Origin of the sequence: Rhizobium sp. RCC_161_2 (genome assembly GCF_041355235.1) — a bacterium.
Classification (GTDB): domain Bacteria; phylum Pseudomonadota; class Alphaproteobacteria; order Rhizobiales; family Rhizobiaceae; genus Rhizobium.
Genome location: NZ_JBFUPL010000002.1, coordinates 239,939 through 260,519 on the forward strand (window position 1 = coordinate 239,939; position 20,581 = coordinate 260,519).

The 20,581-nt window shown below is 60.9% G+C and carries 19 protein-coding genes; 8 read left to right on the top strand and 11 right to left on the bottom strand.

The genetic code is table 11. The features are described 5' to 3' along the window. Positions 1–113: 113 nt before the first annotated feature. Positions 114–1,127 carry a tRNA dihydrouridine(20/20a) synthase DusA gene (gene dusA / locus AB6803_RS05300; protein WP_371107906.1) on the top strand — a complete coding sequence of 338 codons (1,014 nt, stop codon included), beginning with the start codon at positions 114–116 and terminating at the stop codon, positions 1,125–1,127. 350 nt (positions 1,128–1,477) lie between these two features. Here dusA and AB6803_RS05305 read toward each other — a convergent pair whose 3' ends face one another. From AB6803_RS05305 to uvrB, 4 genes are all read right to left on the bottom strand, one after another. Then, positions 1,478–1,690 carry a cold-shock protein gene (locus AB6803_RS05305; RefSeq protein WP_007696646.1) on the bottom strand — a complete coding sequence of 71 codons (213 nt, stop codon included), beginning with the start codon at positions 1,688–1,690 and terminating at the stop codon, positions 1,478–1,480. 440 nt (positions 1,691–2,130) lie between these two features. Beyond that, the gene (locus tag AB6803_RS05310) at positions 2,131–3,189 is read right to left on the bottom strand and encodes an adenylate/guanylate cyclase domain-containing protein (protein ID WP_371107907.1); all 1,059 of its coding nucleotides are present in this window, start codon (positions 3,187–3,189) and stop codon (positions 2,131–2,133) included. Positions 3,190–3,290: 101 nt separating this feature from the next. Beyond that, positions 3,291–3,737, bottom strand: a complete 447-nt coding sequence (locus AB6803_RS05315) for an SRPBCC domain-containing protein (protein ID WP_371107908.1) — start codon at positions 3,735–3,737, stop codon at positions 3,291–3,293. Between the two features lie 102 nt (positions 3,738–3,839). Beyond that, positions 3,840–6,674, bottom strand: a complete 2,835-nt coding sequence (gene uvrB / locus AB6803_RS05320; protein ID WP_371107909.1) for an excinuclease ABC subunit UvrB — start codon at positions 6,672–6,674, stop codon at positions 3,840–3,842. A 281-nt stretch (positions 6,675–6,955) separates the two neighbouring features. On the opposite strand from uvrB, the gene AB6803_RS05325 reads away from it, so the two are divergent. Next, positions 6,956–8,206, top strand: a complete 1,251-nt coding sequence (locus tag AB6803_RS05325; protein ID WP_371108331.1) for an MFS transporter — start codon at positions 6,956–6,958, stop codon at positions 8,204–8,206. Positions 8,207–8,364: 158 nt separating this feature from the next. On the opposite strand, the gene AB6803_RS05330 is transcribed toward AB6803_RS05325, so the two are convergent. The 6 genes from AB6803_RS05330 to AB6803_RS05355 form a co-directional block, all read right to left on the bottom strand. After that, positions 8,365–8,880, bottom strand: a complete 516-nt coding sequence (locus AB6803_RS05330) for a hypothetical protein (protein WP_371107910.1) — start codon at positions 8,878–8,880, stop codon at positions 8,365–8,367. 271 nt (positions 8,881–9,151) lie between these two features. Next, positions 9,152–9,550, bottom strand: coding sequence for a tetratricopeptide repeat protein (locus AB6803_RS05335; protein ID WP_371107911.1), 399 nt, complete (start codon positions 9,548–9,550; stop codon positions 9,152–9,154). A gap of 99 nt (positions 9,551–9,649) precedes the next feature. Continuing rightward, positions 9,650–10,831: an SEL1-like repeat protein gene (locus AB6803_RS05340; protein WP_371107912.1), complete on the bottom strand. Its 1,182-nt coding sequence runs from the start codon at positions 10,829–10,831 to the stop codon at positions 9,650–9,652. A gap of 93 nt (positions 10,832–10,924) precedes the next feature. Then, positions 10,925–12,517: an SEL1-like repeat protein gene (locus tag AB6803_RS05345; protein ID WP_371107913.1), complete on the bottom strand. Its 1,593-nt coding sequence runs from the start codon at positions 12,515–12,517 to the stop codon at positions 10,925–10,927. 131 nt (positions 12,518–12,648) lie between these two features. After that, positions 12,649–13,239 carry a hypothetical protein gene (locus AB6803_RS05350; RefSeq protein ID WP_371108332.1) on the bottom strand — a complete coding sequence of 197 codons (591 nt, stop codon included), beginning with the start codon at positions 13,237–13,239 and terminating at the stop codon, positions 12,649–12,651. Between the two features lie 7 nt (positions 13,240–13,246). After that, entirely contained in the window at positions 13,247–13,636 is a 390-nt protein-coding gene (locus AB6803_RS05355) for an acyl-CoA thioesterase (protein WP_007696590.1), read from the bottom strand. Positions 13,637–13,889: 253 nt separating this feature from the next. Between AB6803_RS05355 and AB6803_RS05360 the strand changes: the two genes are divergently transcribed. The 6 genes from AB6803_RS05360 to AB6803_RS05385 all read left to right on the top strand — a co-directional run bounded on the left by AB6803_RS05360 (position 13,890) and on the right by AB6803_RS05385 (position 19,573). Beyond that, positions 13,890–15,119: an extensin family protein gene (locus AB6803_RS05360; protein ID WP_371107914.1), complete on the top strand. Its 1,230-nt coding sequence runs from the start codon at positions 13,890–13,892 to the stop codon at positions 15,117–15,119. 84 nt (positions 15,120–15,203) lie between these two features. Then, positions 15,204–15,458: a hypothetical protein gene (locus AB6803_RS05365; protein ID WP_371107915.1), complete on the top strand. Its 255-nt coding sequence runs from the start codon at positions 15,204–15,206 to the stop codon at positions 15,456–15,458. Positions 15,459–15,854: 396 nt separating this feature from the next. Continuing rightward, entirely contained in the window at positions 15,855–16,781 is a 927-nt protein-coding gene (locus AB6803_RS05370) for an ABC transporter ATP-binding protein (protein ID WP_371107916.1), read from the top strand. Continuing rightward, positions 16,778–17,539 (top strand): ABC transporter permease, encoded by a 762-nt coding sequence (locus tag AB6803_RS05375; RefSeq protein WP_371107917.1) that lies wholly within the window; start codon positions 16,778–16,780, stop codon positions 17,537–17,539. The genes AB6803_RS05370 and AB6803_RS05375 overlap by 4 nt, the downstream gene beginning before the upstream one ends. A 175-nt stretch (positions 17,540–17,714) precedes the next feature. Further along, positions 17,715–19,046, top strand: coding sequence for a folylpolyglutamate synthase/dihydrofolate synthase family protein (locus AB6803_RS05380; RefSeq protein WP_371107918.1), 1,332 nt, complete (start codon positions 17,715–17,717; stop codon positions 19,044–19,046). Further along, positions 19,043–19,573 (top strand): N-acetyltransferase family protein, encoded by a 531-nt coding sequence (locus AB6803_RS05385; protein ID WP_371107919.1) that lies wholly within the window; start codon positions 19,043–19,045, stop codon positions 19,571–19,573. The genes AB6803_RS05380 and AB6803_RS05385 overlap by 4 nt, the downstream gene beginning before the upstream one ends. A 12-nt stretch (positions 19,574–19,585) precedes the next feature. Here the strand turns inward: AB6803_RS05385 and AB6803_RS05390 are convergent, their stop codons facing one another. Next, on the bottom strand, positions 19,586–20,491 hold the full coding sequence (locus AB6803_RS05390) for a DMT family transporter (protein WP_371107920.1): 906 nt from the start codon (positions 20,489–20,491) through the stop codon (positions 19,586–19,588). Positions 20,492–20,581: the final 90 nt, after the last annotated feature.

The window sequence follows — 20,581 nt, forward strand, 5'->3', positions numbered from 1 at the left end:
CCGGAAGACTTGCGGCCCTCCGACTCCGTTGGTCAACCTAGCATCATTGTTGCCGCTGGGAAAACTGGCCTTCGACAAGGTTTTGGTGTAGATCGCGGGCAGAAAGGTTTCCCATGTACGCTGACGCCCTGAAGACCGGCCGCAAGATTTTCGCCGTGGCCCCGATGATCGACTGGACTGACCGGCATTGCAGGTATCTGCATCGGCAGATCAGTCGCAATGCTTTGCTCTACACCGAGATGGTGGTGGCGGATGCGATCATTCATGGGCCGCGCGATCGGCTGCTGGGGCATGATGTCAGCGAGCATCCCGTCGCGTTGCAGCTCGGCGGCTCGGATCCGGCCAAGCTTTCCAATGCCCTACAGATCGCCGAAGCCTACAATTACGATGAGATCAATCTGAATGTCGGCTGTCCGTCGGACCGCGTGCAGTCGGGCACCTTCGGCGCCTGCCTGATGCTGACGCCGGAGACGGTGGCGGATTGCATCGCGGCGATGAAGGCGGTGTCCAAGGCGCCGGTGACGGTGAAATGCCGGATCGGCGTTGACGAGCAAAAGCCGGAACAGGCGCTGCCGGAGCTGATCACCCGCGTACTCGATGCCGGTGCCGACGCCATCTGGATCCACGCCCGCAAGGCCTGGCTGAAGGGCCTTTCGCCGAAGGAGAATCGCGAGATCCCGCCGCTGGACTACGACATCGTCTACCGGATGAAGCAGCGTTGGCCCGATGTTTTCATCGGCATCAATGGCGGCATCCAGACGCTGGATCAGGCGGAAGCACATCTCGCCCATGTCGACGGCATCATGCTCGGCCGCGCCGCCTATCAGAATGCCGCTATCCTCGCCGATGTCGACAGTCGCTTTTTCGGCGAAGCGGCCGTCGAGCCGGATTGGAACGGCTTGCGCGACCGGATGATGGCCTATACCGAACGCCACATCGCGAGTGGCGGCCGCGTGCACCACGTCGCCCGCCACATGGTCGGCCTCTTCACCGGTCTGCCGGGCTCGCGCCGCTACCGCCAGATCCTGTCGACCGACGCCAACAAGCCTGGGGCAGGGCCGGAGGTGATCGCGGCGGCGTTTACGGCGGTGGATTTTGGCGGAGATGTGGAGCGGGCGAGCGCCTGAGGGGCTGGTGCCCTATCTCGTCCCTTGCGGGCGAGAAAGCAAAATCAGCATTTAGCTTCAGCTAAGTGCTAGATTTTGCAAGAGAGGGGGTGGGCAGGGACGCACTGAATCCTGAACTACTTCGCTCAAGAACGTGACCCCCGCTCTTGCAATTTCAATGGCTTAGAAATTGCGCTGAGCTTTGAGCAAGTAGAGCCTCCGGTATCGCAATTCCTAAACCTGTGAAATTGCTTTCTCGCCCGCCAAGGGCGAGAGAGGTCCCCGAGTTGCAACTGCCCCATCCCCACAAACGCGAAACGGCGCGGTTTGCACCGCGCCGTTCGAAACTTTATCCGGATATCAACTAAGACTTAGGAAGCCTGGATGTTGACAGCCTTCGGGCCCTTGCCCATGCGATCCGGCTCGGTGTCGAAGGTGACCTGCTGGCCTTCGCGCAGCGACTGGATGCCGGAAGCCTGGAGAGCGGAGATATGGACGAATACATCCTTGGCGCCGCCATCAGGAGTGATGAAACCAAAACCCTTGTCCTGGTTGAAGAATTTTACGATGCCCTTGGTGGCCATTGGGATAGTCCTTTTCCCTACAGTCTGAATATTGCCCGAGATCTCCCGGACGGCTTTGCCCCCGCGAAACGCGAAAGCCAGTCGAGAAGTTCACGTACGGGGAAAGAACGTCTACGCAGAGGTTAACCCCCTGAGGCTGCCTCGCGCAGTCGGCATTGCCAAATCAGTCCAGTCACCGGCATGCAAATGCCCGAGCACACTATGGGTGACAGGATTTGCAGCAAAAGGCAAGGGGGAATATTAGGGCCGGGCCAAGAAAGAGGAGGGATTGGAGGGGGATTTCAAGGGGTTGGTTGGGAGAGGATTACGATCCACACCCGAAAGCGCATAACCAAATGCCATTTGCACGAAAAGCATTACTGACTTGCACGTTGATTGAGCTGGGATTTAAATTCAACCTAATCGCTACTGATTTAATTTTAATGGTGTCGCCACCGCTCTCACCCCTCCACCAAAGTAAAAACCGCACACGGCGCCACAATCCCACGCAACACATGCTCGCCCATCGGCATCAAAGCTATCCTCGTCTCCACTGCAACTGCCCCCGAGATCAGCACATTGTAGCCCAGCGGCTTGCAGAGGCCTTCGAGGCGGCTGACCAGGTTGACGGCGGGGCCGATGGCGGTGAAGTCGAGGCGGTCGGCGGCGCCGATGTTGCCCCATAATATTTCGCCGAAATGCAGGGCCATGCCGAAGGGGAGCGGCGGCAGCCCTTGCGCTTGCCGCACGCCGTCGAGATGGGTCATGCCGGCGCGGACGGCGGCTGCCGCGCGCAGGGCCGCGTCGCAGGCTTCGGCCGGCGTGCCGGTGACGGGGAAGATCGCCAGTGCTCCGTCGCCGATGAATTTCAGCACTTCGCCGCCGAAAGCATTGACCGAGCCGGTGACGCGGTCGAACCAGGCGTCGAGGATGGCGATCATCGCCGCCGGCTCCGTTACCTCGGAGAGGGCGGTGAAATCGCGCAGATCGGCGCAGAGAAGTGCTGCGCGGATGGTCTCGCCAGTGCCGCGGGAGAGCGAGCCGGCCTGCACGCGGGCAGCACTGCGCCGGCCGAGATAGGCTTCGAGCAGCGCTGCCTGTGCCGCCCGAGCGGACAAGGCGGCCAAGGGCGCGGCGGCAAAGCGGGCGATCTCGTGCAGCCGTTCGGTCTCGGCGGGGCTGAAGGGGCGGGTTCCGGCCCAGCCCAGCAGCGGACTGTCCAGCGCCGCGCCGATCGTCGTTTCCTGCACCGGGCCGAGCCCGGCCAACCAGTCGTGCCCGGCTTGGCTCAGCGGACTGCCGGCGAAACCCAGCGCCTCGATTACTGCTCCGGTTTCCGCCCGCCACAGCCAGGTGCGGCGGGCGATGATCGGATGCGGCACCGCGAGCGTCAGGGCGCCGCCAGCCAGCGGCAGGCCATCGGCCAGCAGCCGGCTGCCGAGATCGGCCAGGAAGGATTCAGGGCCGGGCGAGGTGCCGGCCTCGTCAACCAGCCAGGCGAGGGGGGCGGGCAGATCCATGCCGCGATCATGCCACGGCAGTCAAGGGTTGTCATCCGCGCCGTTAGCGCCGTTCACCCTGGAAAGGTGATCGGCTCAAGAGAAGTGACGGCGGAAAGATATCACACCCTGCCGGAAAACGAGTCCGGAGGCGGCGTGCGCCCGGCCGCGACTTCGGCCAGCCGGCCGAGATAGTGAGCCCAGCCTTCCGCATGGCCGGCGCATTGGTCGGCATTGGGCAGGCCGGTATGGGTCAGGCGCAGCAGCGTTCCGTCCGGCTGTTCGATCAGGTCGATCTCAACCAGGCTCGAGCCCGGCGGCACGATTTCACTGCCGTCCCAGCCGAAGCTATAGGCCAGGCGATGCACCGGCACCACCTCGCGAAAGGAACCGCGCGCAAAACGCGCACCGGTGACATTGACGAGATAGAGCCCTCCGGGCTGAGGCTCGATCTGCGCCTCCGTTCCCATCCAGCGCAGTATCTTTTCCGGATCGGTCAGCAGGGCGAACACGGCGGCGGGTGGCGCCGCGATATGGGTTTCACGGCGGACGACGAGGGCCTCTTGCATGTCTCTCTCCCGTTGTTGTTATCGCTTGCTCCGCTTGGCGGGGCATCTCCTCACCTGCAGCATTTAGGCAAAAGCTCGATCTCAACAAGGGGAGCGTGTATTCTACCGCCCAGGTCGCCCGGTCTTGCCCTTGGTGCGGCTCTTCCTCTGCTTCTCGTCCGCCGCATCCTCATAGGATCCGACACCCGGCTTCGCGCGGATGACTGGCTTGTCCGGCGTCTTGCCCAGTACCGGCTTCTCCGTGCGGCCGACGGTCATTTCGTCGAGGCTGTTTTTGCGGAAGAGCGGCGTGCCGGCGTCGCTGCCGGGACCCATTTCGTCGAGGGTGGGCTTGGAGAAGTAGGAGGTCGATTGATCGGAGTTTGCCTCTGCGGCGGCCGATCCTCGGGTCGAGTTCGAGGATGACGAGCTCGCGCTGCGCTTGGCCGAAGTTGACGGTCCTTTCCCCTCGATGCTCTTCGCCTCTTCCCGCGCCATCGGATCGTCCATGACGGCGAGTTCGGCGGCCTTGAGGCGCTTGATCTCGTCGCGCAGTCTCGCGGCCTTTTCGAAGTCGAGGTCGGCGGCGGCGTCGCGCATGGCTTTTTCCAGCGCGTTGAGATGGGCCTGCAGATTGTTGCCGACGAGGTGGCCACCATCGGCAAAGCCCTTGCCGGAGACGCCGCCGATATCGGCGCGGACATGGTCCTTCTCGTAGACGCTGTCGAGAATGTCGGAGATCCTCGCCTTTACCGATTCCGGCGTGATGCCGTGTTCGGTGTTGTAGACCATCTGTTTTTCGCGGCGGCGGCTGGTTTCCTCCATCGCCCGCTTCATCGAGCCGGTGATGTTATCGGCATAGAGGATGACCTTGCCGTCGACGTTACGGGCGGCGCGGCCGATGGTCTGGATTAGCGAGGTCTCGGAGCGCAGGAAGCCTTCTTTGTCGGCGTCGAGGATGGCGACAAGCGCGCATTCGGGAATGTCGAGACCTTCGCGCAGGAGGTTGATGCCGACGAGCACGTCGAAAGCACCCAAACGGAGATCGCGGATGATCTCGATGCGCTCCAGCGTGTCGATGTCGGAATGCATGTAGCGGACGCGCACGCCCTGTTCATGCAGATATTCCGTCAGGTCCTCGGCCATGCGCTTGGTCAGCACGGTGCAGAGGGTTCGATAACCCTTGGCGGCGGTCTCGCGGATTTCGCCGAGGACGTCGTCGACCTGGGTGCGAGCGGAGCGAACCTCGACCGGCGGGTCGATCAGGCCGGTCGGGCGGATGACCTGTTCGGCAAAGACGCCGCCGGATTGGTCCATTTCCCATGCGCCTGGCGTCGCCGAGACCGCGATGGTGTCCGGGCGCATGGCATCCCATTCCTCGAAGCGCAGCGGCCGGTTGTCCATGCAGGAGGGCAGGCGGAAGCCGTATTCGGCCAGCGTCGCCTTGCGCCTGAAGTCGCCCCGGTACATGCCGCCGATCTGGCTGACCGAGACGTGGCTTTCGTCGATGAACAGCAAGGCATTGTCGGGGATATATTCGAACAGGGTCGGCGGTGGCTCGCCGGGGTTGCGGCCGGTGAGATAGCGCGAATAGTTCTCGATGCCGGCGCAGGAGCCTGTGGCTTCCAGCATTTCGACGTCGTAGCGGGTGCGCTGCTCCAGGCGCTGTGCCTCCAGCAGGCGGCCGGCCTTTTCCAGTTCGGCGAGCCGGATTTTCAGCTCTTCCTTGATATGGCGAATGGCGCCGTTCAGCGTCGGGCGTGGGGTGACATAGTGCGAATTGGCGTAGATTTTCACCGACTTCAGGTCGCCGGTCTTCTGGCCGGTCAGCGGGTCGAATTCGGTGATGGCGTCGATCTCGTCGCCGAACATGGAGATGCGCCAGGCGGCATCCTCCAGGTGGGCCGGGAAGATTTCGATGGTGTCGCCACGCACACGGAAGGAGCCGCGAATGAAATCCATGTCGCGGCGCTTGTATTGTTGTGCCACCAAGTCGGCCAGCAATTGCCGCTGGTCCAGCCGGTCGCCGACATTCATCTGGAAGGTCATCGCCGTATAGGTCTCGACCGAGCCGATACCGTAGATGCAGGAGACCGAGGCGACGATGATGCAGTCGTCGCGCTCCAGGAGCGAGCGCGTCGCCGAGTGGCGCATGCGGTCGATCTGTTCGTTGATCGAGGATTCCTTCTCGATGAAGGTATCCGAGCGCGGCACATAGGCTTCCGGCTGGTAATAATCGTAGTAGGAGACGAAATATTCCACCGCATTGTCGGGGAAGAAATTCTTAAACTCGGAATAGAGCTGGGCGGCCAGCGTCTTGTTCGGGGCGAGGATGACGGCGGGGCGCTGCGTCGCCTCGATCACCTTGGCCATGGTGAAGGTCTTGCCGGAGCCGGTGACACCGAGCAGCACCTGGCTGCGGTCGCCATTATCAAGGCCCTCGACGAGGTCGCGAATGGCGGTCGGCTGGTCGCCGGCGGGCTCATAGTCCGAGACCATGCGGATCGGGATGCCGCCTTCGGATTTGTTCGGGCGGGCCGGGCGGTGCGGCGTCCAGAGCTTGCCGTCCTTGAAGAGCGGATTGCCGCTCTCGATCAGCGCCGACAGAGCCTCGACTGTAGCGGTAACGGCCGTGCCGGCATTGGCGGCATTTTCCAGCGAGGTATCCATGCCGGACACCGGATTGAGGCCGGCAGCCGCGCGCGTCTTCGGATCGGTCGAGCCGCCCATCGAGGTGCCGCGTCCCGATTTGGAGGCGGCAATTTCCACCTTCTTGCGATGCTTGCCGGCTTTCGAGGCGATCTGCCGCTGCGTCTCGATGCCGGATGTTTCGGCTTCCGATTCCAGTTGCTTCACCCAGTCGGCGACGCTGCCGCTGAGCGGCGCGCCTTCAAACGGTGCTTGCGGCGCCTCTTCGAAACCGGTCGGGGCGGGGGAGTTTTTCGGTGATCTGGCCATGGAGCGAATATGGCGAGAGTTAACGCCGATGTGAAGAGGGGAAGAGTACAAAAGGGAAACAAGCCATGGTTTTTTCCGTTCGCCGAATATGTCAAATATGTTACAAGCCAAAGCAGGCTGGTGCGTTATTGCTGATCTCGTCGGCATAGCGCGATCCTCGCAGGCGCCAAGGGAGGAGCCGGCCGCAACGTCGATATGCCCGGCTCCTGCCGGGTCCCCCCAGCTTCGACGGCATCCGGACTTTGCCCGCCTCGCCGCCGCCATCCGGTCGGAGGATCATGATGACCGCATTGGATAGCTTACGTTCCTTGTCCCCCCAGCAACGAAACACCGTCATAGCCGCCTATCTCGGCTGGACGCTGGATGCTTTCGATTTTTTCATATTAGTCTTCGTGCTCAAACACATAGCGGAGGAATTTCATACCGATGTTCCGGCGGTTGCGGTGGCGATCTTCCTGACGCTCGCCATGCGGCCTCTCGGGGCGCTGATCTTCGGCTTTGCCGCCGACAAATATGGCCGGCGCGTGACGCTGATGGCGGATGTGCTGCTCTATTCTGTGTTCGAGTTCCTCACCGGTTTTTCGACCGGCCTGACCATGTTCCTCTTGTTGCGGGCGCTCTTCGGCATCGCCATGGGCGGGGAATGGGGTGTCGGGGCTTCCTTGACGATGGAAACCGTGCCTGAGGAGTCGCGCGGCATCGTCTCCGGCATCCTGCAGGCCGGCTATCCCTCCGGTTATCTGCTGGCGTCGATCGTGTTCTTCCTGCTGTTCCCGGTGATCGGCTGGCGCGGCATGTTCATGGTCGGCGCTCTGCCGGCGCTGCTGGTGCTCTATATCCGCCGCAACGTGGAGGAATCACCGGCGTTCATGGAGCGGCAGAAGACGCCGCAACGGCCTTTCTTCACCGTATTGCGCGAGAACATCCCGCTGTTCCTGTGGGCGGTGCTGCTGATGACCGCATTCAATTTCTTCAGTCACGGCACGCAGGATCTCTATCCGACCTTCCTCGAAACCCAGCGGCAATATGACAGCCACACCGTCGGTGCCATTGCCATCGTCTACAATATCGGCGCCATGATCGGCGGGCTGACCTTCGGGGCGCTGTCGCAGCGGCTCGGCCGGCGGCGGGGCATCGTCATCGCCGCGCTGCTGGCGATCCCGATCGCGCCACTTTGGGTTTACGCGCATGGGCCGGTCATGCTGGCTATCGGCGCCTTCCTCATGCAGTTCTTCGTGCAGGGGGCCTGGGGTATCGTGCCGGTGCATCTCAACGAATTGTCGCCGGACGAAATACGCGGCACATTCCCCGGTTTCGCCTATCAACTCGGCAATCTGCTGGCCTCGGGCAATGCGTCGATTCAGGCGGGCCTGGCGGTGCATTGGAACGGTGACTACGCTTTTGCGTTATTGATTGTAGCTGTGATCGTCGCCGCCGTGGTGGCGGTGCTTGCCGGTTTCGGCTTCGAGAAGAAGGATATTCGCTTCGGTGAGGCAGGGGTGGAGGAGCCCCAGAGCGCGACGCAGACCTAAATCTCCGCGCCCTCGTCGAAGCGTGGCCGGCGGCTACTGCATAATTCCTTAAATCGTCATCGATTTAAGGATAAAATTATGCAGCAGATTTAAAGCGCTACAGCGACCTTTGCGCGTCAGATGTGACGCGCGGCGCTGTAGTGCCGCCGGCCTCCAATCTATTTGCCGCAAATCTCGGAAATCTTCTCCTGCGCGAAACCGCGGGCAAGCTCCTGCATGCCACCGACGGAAGATATCAGGTCGCCGATCGGGCCGCTGATTCCGACATGCGAATCGGTGATGCGGCAGGCGCCGACATCGACTGTCACCGAGGCTTCCAGCTGTCCTTTCACCGTTGCCTGCAACACGCCATGCGATTTGCAGGCGATATCGGCATGGGCGTTAATCTGCACGCCACCGGGGGCGCTGCATACATCCATCGATTTGACCTCGAACTTTTCCTTATGATCGAGGCCCGGCAGCTTCTTGCAGGGGTCCGCTTCGTTCACCGACTTCTCGATCTGCGGGCCGAACTTGCTCTGGAGCAGCGACCAGCAGGAACCAGGCGCTGCCTGCGCCGGCGTGGCTGCCATGGGCAAGGGCGATAGGGGCAGGATAATCGCGGCGGCCAACAATCCCATGCGGAGCGGCGAAAGGAACGGGGAGAAGGGCAGTGCGGCGGATTTCTTGGTCACAGCGGTCGATCCCTTGGCGGCTGAATCGGGAAGTTGTTTGCGATATTCTTCACGCATCGAGCCCAGCTAGCAATGCCGTATCTACGGCAAAGATGAGGCACGGTGGCTCAAGCCCTCATCACTTTGCAGCCGGTGAAGTGATCATAAAGGGTTTGACCGCGCCAGACGATCAGGGGATTGCTGGCTTGCCGTCGATTATGAGGCTGGCGGTATCATGCGATGGAGCAACCATTGGACCTCGGGGATATGCTCTGAACGAGAATCGTCCCGCTCAGTTCATCTGATCGAGAATGCTCTGCGCCGGCGCATAGCCTTGCGCGGCGGCTTTGCGGAACCAGGCGATCGCCATGTTGCGGTCCCTCGTGACGCCGTCGCCGCGAAGATAGGCGTAGCCGAGGTGGAATTGCGCTTTGGGCAGGCCTTGATCGGCGGCTTTGGCAAACCAGCCGATGGCCTGGGCATAATCCTGCGGAACGCCTTTGCCGAGGGCATAGAGGCTGCCGATATTGTCCTGCGAGGCCGCGTCTCCCTTGTCCGCCAAAGGCTGCCAGGAAGCGAGGGCACCGCTGTAATCGCCCTTGTCATAGGCCGCTTGCCCATCCTCGGCGTGGGCATGGAAGGCGATCGAGAGTGCCAGCGTCAGTCCGAGGCCTATCTGTTTGAGCCGCATCCGGAGATATCTCCCATCCGTGATTTCAGTTCATGCAAGAGCTAGGCCTATCCCCGCTGCCTGGTTAAGGTTGGGGACGGCCTTGTTTGTTTGTTCATCTCAGATCGGGATGCTTTTCCGCTGTAGCGGCATATCCTCATTGCCATCAGGCTCACTATCGTCGCCATTCATGGCCTTGGCCCGGCTGAACCATTCCAAGGATTTGGCTCGATCGGCGGGCACGCCGTCGCCATCGCGATACATGATGCCGAGGTTGAGAGCGGCGTCGGCGTAGTTCTCGGCTGCCGCCTTTTCGAACCAGCCGACGGCTTCGGGACCGTTCTTCGCTACACCTTCGCCGTCACGATACATGACGCCGAGATTATATTCGGCCTCGACGTCTCCCTGATCCGCCGCCTTGCGGAACCAGGTGATGGCTTCGACGTCGTCTTCAGCGATCCCATCGCCATCGGCATACATGGTGCCGAGATTATATTGCGCGTCGGCATCGCCCTGGTCGGCGGCCTTGCGGAACCATGCGACGGCTTGATCGCCATCCTTGGGCACGCCTGCGCCGTCGCGATACATGACCGCGAGGTTGTATTGCGCCTCGATCTTGCCCTGGTCGGCCGCTTTGCGATACCAGGCGAGCGCCTGGCCGCTGTCCTTGGTTATGCCTTCGCCGCTGTCATACATGATGGCGAGGTTATATTGCGCATCGACATTGCCCTGGTCGGCGGCCTTCCGATACCAGGCGATGGCCTGGCTCTTGTCCTGATCGACGCCATCGCCGTTGTCGTACATCACCCCGACATTAAACTGCGCTTCGGCATTTCCCTGTTCGGCCGCCTTGCTATACCAGACGAAAGCCAGGGTCCTGTCCTTGGGTACACCTTCACCCTCGTCATACATGATGCCGAGATTGTATTGCGCGTCCGCATAGCCTTGATCGGCCGCCTTGCGGTACCAGAGAATGGCCTGTGCATGGTCCTTGGCGACGCCCTCGCCATTATCATACATGGCGCCGAGATCGAATTCGGCCTTTGCATTGCCCTGGTCGGCCGCCTTACGATACCAGTTGAGAGCCTGCTTCAGATCTTTCTCGATGCCATCGCCCAGCTTGTACATTTCGCCGAGCTTCAGTTGTGCGGCCGCATCACCCTTGTCTGCGAGCGGGCGCCAATAATCCAGCGCCGCCTTGTAGTCGCCCCGGTCATAGGCATTTTGGCCGATATCGGCATGGGCAAGGCCGCTGGATGCCAGCGCGAAGAACAGTGCGATGGCTGCTCGCTTGAAATGCACAATCTACCCCTCAATCAGTCGTCTTTTTGTGTGAATACTAAATAATGTGACGGGCGAGGGCGCAAGGCGCCTCCGCGCGCATACATGATCGGCTTATGGCAACAGCGTCGCCAGTATCTGGAGAATGATCCAGCCGGGCGGGTCGCTTTGGCTGGTCGTTTTGGTCGGTTTGTTGCCCTCTAGGCCGGCGCTCTTAAGCGGGTTTTCGCCATTCGCGGCCATGTAGCTCAGGCTATGTTGCGCCTCCGGTAGTCCCTGATCTGCTGCCTTATGAAACCATTTAGTGGCCTGGCCGATATCCTTCGGTACGCCGTCGCCACTATAGTACATGGAGCCGAGGCCGTATTGGGCGCGGGCGTCGCCTTGCTCCGCAGCTCTGCGGAAGAAGTTTGCGGCCTGCGCATAGTCCTTGGGAACGCCGCTGCCACTGTAATAGAGATAGCCGAGGGCATACTGGCCTCCCGCGCTGCCCTGGTCGGCCGCCTTGCGATACCAGATGGCGGCCTTGCCTTTATCCGGCGCCATGCCTTGACCCTTGTCATAGATATAGCCGAGCGCATATTGCGCGTCCGGATGGCCTTGTTCGGCCGATTTTCGATACAATTCCAGAGCCTTGGCATCGTCCTTGGGGAGGCCACGGCCGTCGGTATACATGGTGGCGAGGGCGTATTCGCCCTGCGCGTCTCCTTGAGCAGCGGCCTTGCGATACCATTCGACAGCGACGTCGTCGTTGACCGCCACACCCTTGCCGTTGGCGTAGAGATAGCCGACGGCATATTGCGCATCGGCGCGGCCCTGATCGGCCGCCTTGCGATACCATTGCAGCGCCAGCTTGTAGTCCTTGGGGACGCCGAGGCCGTTGGCGAAGCTGTAGCCAAGCCCGTATTGCGCATCGGCACGGCCCTGCTCGGCGGATTTCTTGTACCAGGAATAGGCCTGCGCATCGTCCTGATCGACACCCCGGCCATTGGTGTAGGCATAGCCGAGGGCGTATTCACCCTGGGGGTCGCCCTGATCCGCCGATTTCTGATACCAGTCGATCGCCAGGCTTTGGTCCGCAGCCGTGCCGAGACCTTTCTCGTACATGTAACCAAGCGCATATTGCGCATCGGCGCGACCCTGATCGGCCGCCTTGCGATACCAGCCGAGCGCGATCGCATCGTCCTCGCGCACGCCGAGGCCATGCCCATACATGTAGCCGAGCGCATATTGCGCCTGTGCCTGGTCCTGGGCGGCGGATTTCTGATACCAGCCGACCGCCTGCTCGTTATCGACATCCGTGCCGCGGCCGTTGGCATAGGAATAGCCGATGGCGTACTGCGCGGCGGCATAGCCCTGTTCGGCCGCCTTGCGATACCAGGCATTTGCCTGTTTCAGGTCCTTATCGACGCCGAGGCCGTTGGAATACATGTAGGCGAGGGCGTATTCGGCCTGCACGTTTCCCTGCGCGGCGGCCTTTCGATACCATTGCACCGCCTGCGCGTCGTCATGCTCCACGCCCTGGCCCTTGGCGTAACGATAGCCGAGGCCGTATTGGGCGGCGGCATTGCCGTCCTTTGCGAATTGCACCCAATATTTCAGCGAGATCGAGGTGTCGCCAGGCGTCGGCGCGGGATCTTCGGCATGGGCAAGCGGCGCGAGCGAAAGGGCTATCGCCAGTCCAAATGCCAATCTTCCGATTTTCAAAGCTTATTCTCCCCGCCTGCGCGCTGAAGCGCAATCGATCTGAACAATATGGCGATGTCTTGGCCGCTGGCTGTAACGCCTGGGGATGGTGGGTATTTCCCTGCGGTCACCCCCATGGCAGGTCGCCATTTTTATCCGGGCAGCAGGTCATATTGCCGGAAGATCCAGGTGATTTGATAGATTAAGCCGATCGTCACGAAGGCGGCCTGGAAGCGTCTGTTGGCGGTGATGGCGGCGGTGATGCAGAGGATGATGTAGATGATATTGCGGGTCGGATATTCCCAGCCGAGCGATCGGAAATAGGTCTCACCCTTGAGCAACGTGTCGATGAGATCGACGGCATAGGTGACGGCGAGAAGGCCGAAGAACCAGCGGCGTCGGGAGATGAAATATTCCTCGAAGCCGCCATAGTCCTCGACCGAGGGCGGGTTCAGCAGCACGCAGAGGAAATAGAACAGGCAGCAGAAGCAGATGAGGAAGAGGTAGACGCCGAAACTGATCTCGGCCACGGATTGCAGCCGATATTCCCACCACCAGAAATGGATGATGAACAGGAACATCGACAGGACCCAGCCGAGATGGACGAAATAGACGCGGTGCTTGCCCGGTGCCTGCACGAAGCCGGCGAGACGCGTCAGGAGCTGGGCGAGCGAGAGGCCGATGACCATGCTCATGACCGTCCTGATATAGACGTAAACCTCAGGCGTCCGCGCAGCTTCCATCATCCTGTCAGCTCTCCGCGGGAACCGGTTTCGGCGCGCCGTTCTCGTCGAGCGCGACCATGATGAATGTCCCGGCGATGACCTTCTCCATCTGGTTATAGCGCGAACGGTGCGCCCAGGCTTCGACGACGAGCGTGATCGAGGTACGGCCAACGCGTTCAATCTCGGTGTAGACGCTCAGCGTATCGCCGATCTTTACCGGCAGCTCGAACGCCATCTCCTTGACGGCGGCGGTGACGACGCGGCCGCGCGCGCGCTCGGCGGCGCGAATGCCGCTCGCCAAGTCCATCTGCGCCATGACCCAGCCGCCGAAGATATCGCCGGCGGGATTGGCATCGGCGGGCATGGCCAGCGTGCGCAGGGTCAACTCGCCTCTCGGCTTGGGGCTGTCGTTCATTCACTCGCTCCTATCGATCAAAGGCTTGATTCCGATGTTCAACCTACGCAATCGGACCGGGATGGGGAAGCATCGTCGATGTGTCGTCACCAGGCAATCGTACTCGAGGGTGACCTTTTGCAGCACGCCTCCCACTATTCGCGTCCACCCCGCCGGATGCCCCTCATGGGCGGTAAGCATTCATTCACCGTTTTTATTTAATCTTCTTAAGTGTTGTCGACCGTGGCTGGGGCAGCGAGAGCGGATCCAAAGTATGGCGTATTTATCCTTTCTGCGGCGGGCAGCGCTGCCTTTGCTGTTGTCGTCGGCGCTGGTTGCCTGCACGGCCGACAGTCTTGTGCCGCCGTCCGGCATCGACAGTAGCCGCGTAAGCTCGATCAAGCCGCATCGCAGCGTGTCGTCGCGGCAGTTTACCTATCAGGGTGGCCAGGTGCCCGTGAACTCTGCGTCTGCCAACTATGCCAACACCTACGATTCCGTCGGTAATCCGCAAACCGCAGCCAGGCAAGCTCGCCTGCCGACGAACGGCAGTGATGAGGCTGTGACCACCACGGATGTCGAGCAGGGTCTTGCGCAACAATCGAACGCGCAGTCCCAGGGTGTCAACATGGATGCCGAACTCGGCGTCGGTCCGAGCGAAGAGGCGCAGTCCGCGTCGGTCGTCGGGTTGGCGCAAGAAGAAGAGCAGAACATCGCGGAGGGCCAGACCGATCAGCCAGTGGTCGACGGCATCGGCTCCGACGCGCCGGTGCAAACGAACCGTTCGATCATTCAGCGCCCGGCCGCACAGGCCGAGCTCAACCAATCGCCGATCCGTCGTCAGCAGCCGGATACGCAGGTGGCAATGCTGCCCCGCGTCGACAATCCGATGCCGCGTATCGACCAGCAGATGGAGGCGCCGCAATCATCGCCGGGCGTTATGCCAGCTTCAGAAATCGCCTGCCGGCAGGAGCTGCGGCGCATGGGTGTCGTCTATACCGACAAGCCGGCGATCTCGAACGGTCCGGCCTGCCAGGTTCCTTACCCGGTTTCGCTGGGCGGTCTTTCGGGCAACATAGCGGTCAAGCCGGCGGTGACCCTGAATTGCCAGGTGACGCTTGCCTTCGCGAAATGGGTCAAGAACGAATTGGCGCCGGCGGCGCGCACGCGTTACTGGTCGGGCATCGGGACGATCGTGCCGATGGGAGGTTATTCCTGCCGCCGGATGAACAATAGCCGGCAACGCTACAACCCAATGTCGGAACATGCCCATGGCAACGCCATCGATGTCGGCACCTTTGTCCTGAAAAACGGCCATGTGATCGATGTGCGCAAGAAGGGGCTGTTCTCCTTCCGCGAGGGGCGGCTGCTGAAGGCGGTGCGGAGCGACAGCTGCCGCTATTTCGACACCGTGCTCGGCCCCGGCAGCAATCCGGAACACTGGAACCATTTCCACTTCGATCTCAGGGATCGCAAGGGCGGGCGGCGTTACTGCAGCATGTAATGGCCGGTTTGCTGGGATAAACGCGGTTTACCTATGAAGGGAATCGCAGTTAACTGCTGCTCGCTAAATTAGGAAATTCATCTGATGGAAGACGTTCCGAGAAGGAAGAGTAGCTTTGGAAGGGCGCTGGTCGCTGCCCTTGTTGCGATCGTTCTGGTGATCGGCGGTCGCTGGTACGCTTATGTCGCCTATACGGATAATCCCTTCGATGAAGTCGGTATTGGTCTCAACACGATGATGCCAGGTCCGATCCGCGAGAAGGGCTGCGCGATGCTAAGGGCACGTTTTGAAAACAAGACGTTGCCGCCGGCCGGTTGTGGCGTGAACGGCAGCTGGTGATCCGTAGCTCTTTTTGTGATTGATCGATGCTTAGTCGGCGAAAAGAAAAAAGCCGGCACAAGGGCCGGCTATAGTGGTGCTCAGCAACGACAGGGGATCTTTGCTGGCTCCGGAAAAAAACTTAATGACGCAATGATGCATGAAATATGGATACGCGGGCAATCAGTCTTCGAGTATCATCGGCGCTGACGCTGTCACCAAGAGGCGTTGGGCGGGGTTGCGACAACCGTTGCTCACCTAACGAAACATATGCCCGACGAAAGTCACGGTTTGATGACAACTTGTTCGCTTAGGCGAACGCACTGTTCCACCCGGCGGGATGGTAAAAGGCTACTACCGGCTATATAGCGGGCAAACGCCGCGAAAATAATCACAAAGCCGGACTTTGCCTGCATCATGGCCCCGATCATCTCTATCCGTAATCTCACCAAGACCTATTCCAATGGGTTTGAGGCGCTGAAAGGCGTTAGCCTCGATATCGAACGGGGCGAAATCCTGGCACTGCTCGGACCGAATGGTGCTGGCAAGACGACGATGATTTCCATCGTCTGCGGCATCGCCAACCCGAGTAGCGGTACCGTGACCGTCGGTGGTCACGACGTGGTGACGGAATTTCGCGCCACGCGCGCGATGATCGGATTGGTGCCACAGGAATTGACGACCGACCTGTTCGAGACGGTATGGAACACGGTGAGCTTTTCACGCGGCCTACACGGCAAGAAGGCGAATCCGGCTCATATCGAGCAGGTCCTGCGCGATCTGTCGCTCTGGGACAAGAAGGACAACACGCTCCGCCAACTCTCCGGTGGCATGAAGCGGCGCGTGTTGATCGCCAAGGCGCTGTCGCATGAGCCCGAGATCCTCTTTCTCGATGAGCCGACGGCGGGTGTCGACGTGACGCTGCGCAAGGATATGTGGCATGTCGTCGAACGGCTACGCGCCAATGGCACCACCATCATCCTGACGACGCATTATATCGAGGAGGCCGAGGAGATCGCCGATCGCGTCGGCGTCATCAATGGCGGCAAGCTGCTGCTGGTGGAGGACAAGAAGACGCTGATGGCCAAGCTCGGCCGCAAGCAGCTTATCCTCGACCTGACGGAGCCGCTGGATGCCGTTCCGCCCTGTCTCGACGGCAATGGTCTGTCGCTAGGCCCAAACGGCATGACGCTTATCTATGATTTCGATGCCGAACATGAGCAGTCGAGTATCGCGGTGCTGCTGTCGCGCCTGTCAGCCGAGGGCATTCATTTCAAGGACCTGTCAACGCGGCAGAGCTCGCTCGAGGACATCTTCGTATCGCTGGTGGGAGAGAGCAAATGAACTTCGAGGCGATCAGGGCCATCTATGGTTTCGAAATGGCGCGCACGCGCCGCACGCTGTTGCAGAGCGTTGTCTCGCCGGTCATTTCGACGTCGCTCTATTTCATCGTCTTCGGCGCCGCGATCGGTTCGCGCATCCCGCTGGTGGAGGGCGTCTCCTACGGCGCTTTCATCACGCCGGGGCTCATCATGCTGACGCTGCTCGGCCAGTGCATCAGCAACGGTTCCTTCGGCATCTATTTCCCGAAATTTTCCGGCACGATCTATGAAATTCTGTCCGCACCCGTCGCCATGACGGAGATCGTGCTCGGCTATGTCGGCGCGGCCGCCACCAAGGGCATGCTGATCGGCTTGATCATCCTGCTGACGGCGAATTTCTTCGTTGATATCACCATCGAACATCCGTTCATGATGATCCTGTTCTTCGTGCTGACGGCGGTGACTTTTAGCCTGCTCGGCTTCATGATCGGCATCTGGGCCGGCAATTTCGAGCAACTCAACCTAATCCCGATGCTGGTCGTGCCACCGCTGACCTTCCTTGGCGGCAGCTTCTATTCGATCAACATGCTGCCGCCCTTCTGGCAGGCCGTGAGCCATCTCAATCCGGTGCTCTATCTCGTCAGCGGCTTCCGCTGGAGCTTTTATGGCATTGCCGACGTCAATCCGGTGCTGAGCCTCGCCATGATCACGCTTTTCCTCTTCGTCTGCCTGGCGACCCTTTGGTGGATTTTCAAGACGGGATATCGGTTGCGAAACTGATTGGCGGAGCATTTTTTCCGCAAGCCGGACTGTTGCAATCGCGGTTCCGCAGCTCATAAACTCCGCGCCCATGTAACATGGCGGAGCAGGGTGGTAGGTCATCGGGAAGCGGGGGCGAGATGACGGCCATGAAGCATGACTGGGCATCCAAGTCGATCCTTTTAGCAGGTGTTCCATGCCCATAGTTCCCCAGCAGCATTCATTGCCAGATGTTCTCTCACGTCTCGACCGGTTGACCAATTGGGAGCGTAAGCCACGCGGGGAGATGCGTGTCGGGCTCGAGCCGATGCTAGATCTTATGCAGCGGTTGGGCAATCCTCACCGGAGTTTCCGCGCCATCCATGTTGCCGGCACCAAGGGCAAGGGATCCGTCTGCGCGCTTGCCGCCGCTGCCCTACTGCGGGCGGGATGGCGGGTCGGTCGTTATGCCTCGCCGCATGTCGATCACGTCAACGAGCGCATCAGCGTATTGGGCCAGGAGGTCGAGGACGACCGTTTGGCGGAAGCGCTGGAAAAGGTGCTGGACAGCTACGAAGCCGCAAAGCGAGAGGCGACGCCGGGCGAGGACGCCACCTGGTTCGATGTGATGACGGCCGCCGCTTTTGTCGTTTTCAGAGATGTCGGTCTGGATTGGGCCGTTGTCGAGGTCGGGCTCGGCGGGCGACTGGACTCCAGCAACGTGGTGTTCGGCGAAGTTGCCATCGTCACCAATATCGAGCTTGAGCACACGGAAATTCTCGGGAATACGCGCGAGGCGATCGCTGGCGAGAAGGTCGGCATATTGAAGCCCGGCGCGACGCTTGCCACTACGCTTCCGGCTACCGATGCCGCTGGACGTGTCTTGCAGCAGCGTGCCGACGAACTCGGTTGCCCTATATTGTGCACCGACATCGCCGATGATGCGACGATCGCGGACAAGAATGCTGCGCTAGTCGGCCTGGTTCTCGATCATCTGGGACAGCAGGGCGAACGCGTGCGCGAGGGGGATAAAACAGGAGCACCCATCGGCGCCTGGCTGGTCGATCAGACAGTCAGGGAGAGCGGGCGTCTACCCGGACGCATGGAGCGATTTGCCTTCACGCTTCCAGCCACATCGGCCATCGCGCAGCGCCTGGTGCCGATGATCATGGATGGTGCGCATGTTCCATTCAATATCGAGGCTGTGCTGCGCGACATTACACGCTCTTCCGACGTTAGCGGCGCATGCGTGGCCATCGTTGCACTGGCGTCCGACAAGGATGCGCACGGCTTTCTGACGGTGCTGTCCCGATACGTCGCCTATGCCGTTTTTACGGAAGCGTCCGGATCCGGTCGGGCTCATCCCGCCCATGAATTGGCAACACTGGCGACATCCATGGGAATGGCCTGCGAAGCCGAGCTTGATCCCCATGAGGCGCTGGATCGGGCCGCAACGAGGGCGTCTGAAAATGGCGATTGGATCCTCGTCACCGGGTCGCTCTATCTCGTCGGAGCGCTGCGCAGCACCGTTCTGGAGAGGCGCGATTGAGCACGGCAGTCACCATTCGGCCGGCTCTTCCCGAGGATGCTGCGGCAATCGCCAATCTGCATGTTGCCATTTGGCGCGAGACCTATCGCACGCTGACTACGCCAGAGGCATTCCGCACACTCGACGAAGCTTATCGGCAAGTGCGTTGGACGGCCACCTTGTCGGACCCGGGCCGTGATCAACTAGTGCTTCTCGCGGAGCAGAACGGGCGTTTGGTTGGCATTGGCGCGGCCGGTGCGCCGTCATTGGCTCTTTTCGAGGGGCGGGGCGAGATACGATCGCTCTACGTTGATCCCGCTATCAAGCGTCAGGGCGTCGGTCGCCGCCTCATGCGCGAACTGGCGCTTCATCTGGCGGCTCTGAACTATCCGGGCGCGGCACTCGGCGTCGTCGTCGGCAACGATCCGGCAATTGCATTCTATCAGTTGTTGGGCGGAAAGATGTCGGAGCGCTACACCGACCCCGGCCCGGTCTGGCGCTCCGAAAATATCGTCTTCGTTTGGGATGACCTGTCGTTGCTGATGTAGCATCGCCGGTTCTTATCCGCTTATGGTCTTTCTCCGTGGTGTCATCGTCATGGCCATTACGCCGATGATGACGCAGACCAAACCGATGCCGGCTGTCTGGCTCAGAGGCTCCCCAAGGAAGACGACGCCAATGGCGACACCGATCGGGACGCGCAAATAGGCCTGCGCGGTGGTGCCGATCGAGCCGAGGGTTTGGATCAGCCGGAAATAGATCGAAAATGCAAGCGCAGTCGACAGGATGGCGAGCGCCAGTAGTGCCAGGATTGACGCCGTGGAGGGCGCGAGCGTCCATGGCCGATCCACGACAAGGCTAACCGGGATGAGAATGACGGCGCCGCAGAGCAGCGAACCGACGGCAGGCATCATCGGATCGAGGCCCTTGAAATTACGGCCGAATAGGGCGGCTCCCGCATAGCAGACCGAAGCCGCGACGACGGCGAGCTGCGCGGGCAATTGCCGACCGAAGCCGTTCAAGGCGTCGAAGCCGATGATGAAGCAGATGCCTGCCAATCCCACGGTGATGCCGAACAGCTTGTATGCGGTGACGCGCTCGTTGCGCAGCAGTATGGCAGCAAGCAGGAAAGTGAAGATGGGTGTGGTGGAGTTCAGGATGGTCGCCAGGCCGGCATCAACCGTACGTTCGGCCCAGGCGATCAGCGTGAAGGGAATAACGCTGTTGAGACAGGCCTGAACGAGGAAACGACGCCATATCGCCGGCTCCTTGGGAAGGCTCAGCCCTCGCCAGCGGATAATCGCAAATAGCACCCCGCCGGCAATGAGCGTGCGTGCTGCGATGAGGGTGATCGGCGGGATGGTCGCCACGCCGATCCGGATAAAGGTGTAGGAGGCGCCCCACAGTGTCGCGAGCATCAAAAGGAGCAGAAGCTCCGTCGTGGCGTTGGTTTTGGTCTGTGGCATGACGACTGAACTTTCGGGATCGATATTGGGATATATGCCGTCATCCCTAGCGTGCATTCGGCCCGCAATGCTTCGGGCCTCATCGAACTA

Coding starts and splice junctions, on each gene's coding strand:
- dusA (WP_371107906.1), top strand. CDS start 114: ATGTACGCTGACGCCCTGAAGACCGGCCGCAAGATTTTCGCCGTGGCC.
- AB6803_RS05305 (WP_007696646.1), bottom strand. CDS start 1,690: ATGGCCACCAAGGGCATCGTAAAATTCTTCAACCAGGACAAGGGTTTT.
- AB6803_RS05310 (WP_371107907.1), bottom strand. CDS start 3,189: ATGGATCTGCCCGCCCCCCTCGCCTGGCTGGTTGACGAGGCCGGCACC.
- AB6803_RS05315 (WP_371107908.1), bottom strand. CDS start 3,737: ATGCAAGAGGCCCTCGTCGTCCGCCGTGAAACCCATATCGCGGCGCCA.
- uvrB (WP_371107909.1), bottom strand. CDS start 6,674: ATGGCCAGATCACCGAAAAACTCCCCCGCCCCGACCGGTTTCGAAGAG.
- AB6803_RS05325 (WP_371108331.1), top strand. CDS start 6,956: ATGACCGCATTGGATAGCTTACGTTCCTTGTCCCCCCAGCAACGAAAC.
- AB6803_RS05335 (WP_371107911.1), bottom strand. CDS start 9,550: ATGCGGCTCAAACAGATAGGCCTCGGACTGACGCTGGCACTCTCGATC.
- AB6803_RS05350 (WP_371108332.1), bottom strand. CDS start 13,239: ATGGAAGCTGCGCGGACGCCTGAGGTTTACGTCTATATCAGGACGGTC.
- AB6803_RS05355 (WP_007696590.1), bottom strand. CDS start 13,636: ATGAACGACAGCCCCAAGCCGAGAGGCGAGTTGACCCTGCGCACGCTG.
- AB6803_RS05360 (WP_371107914.1), top strand. CDS start 13,890: ATGGCGTATTTATCCTTTCTGCGGCGGGCAGCGCTGCCTTTGCTGTTG.
- AB6803_RS05365 (WP_371107915.1), top strand. CDS start 15,204: ATGGAAGACGTTCCGAGAAGGAAGAGTAGCTTTGGAAGGGCGCTGGTC.
- AB6803_RS05370 (WP_371107916.1), top strand. CDS start 15,855: ATGGCCCCGATCATCTCTATCCGTAATCTCACCAAGACCTATTCCAAT.
- AB6803_RS05375 (WP_371107917.1), top strand. CDS start 16,778: ATGAACTTCGAGGCGATCAGGGCCATCTATGGTTTCGAAATGGCGCGC.
- AB6803_RS05380 (WP_371107918.1), top strand. CDS start 17,715: ATGCCCATAGTTCCCCAGCAGCATTCATTGCCAGATGTTCTCTCACGT.
- AB6803_RS05390 (WP_371107920.1), bottom strand. CDS start 20,491: ATGCCACAGACCAAAACCAACGCCACGACGGAGCTTCTGCTCCTTTTG.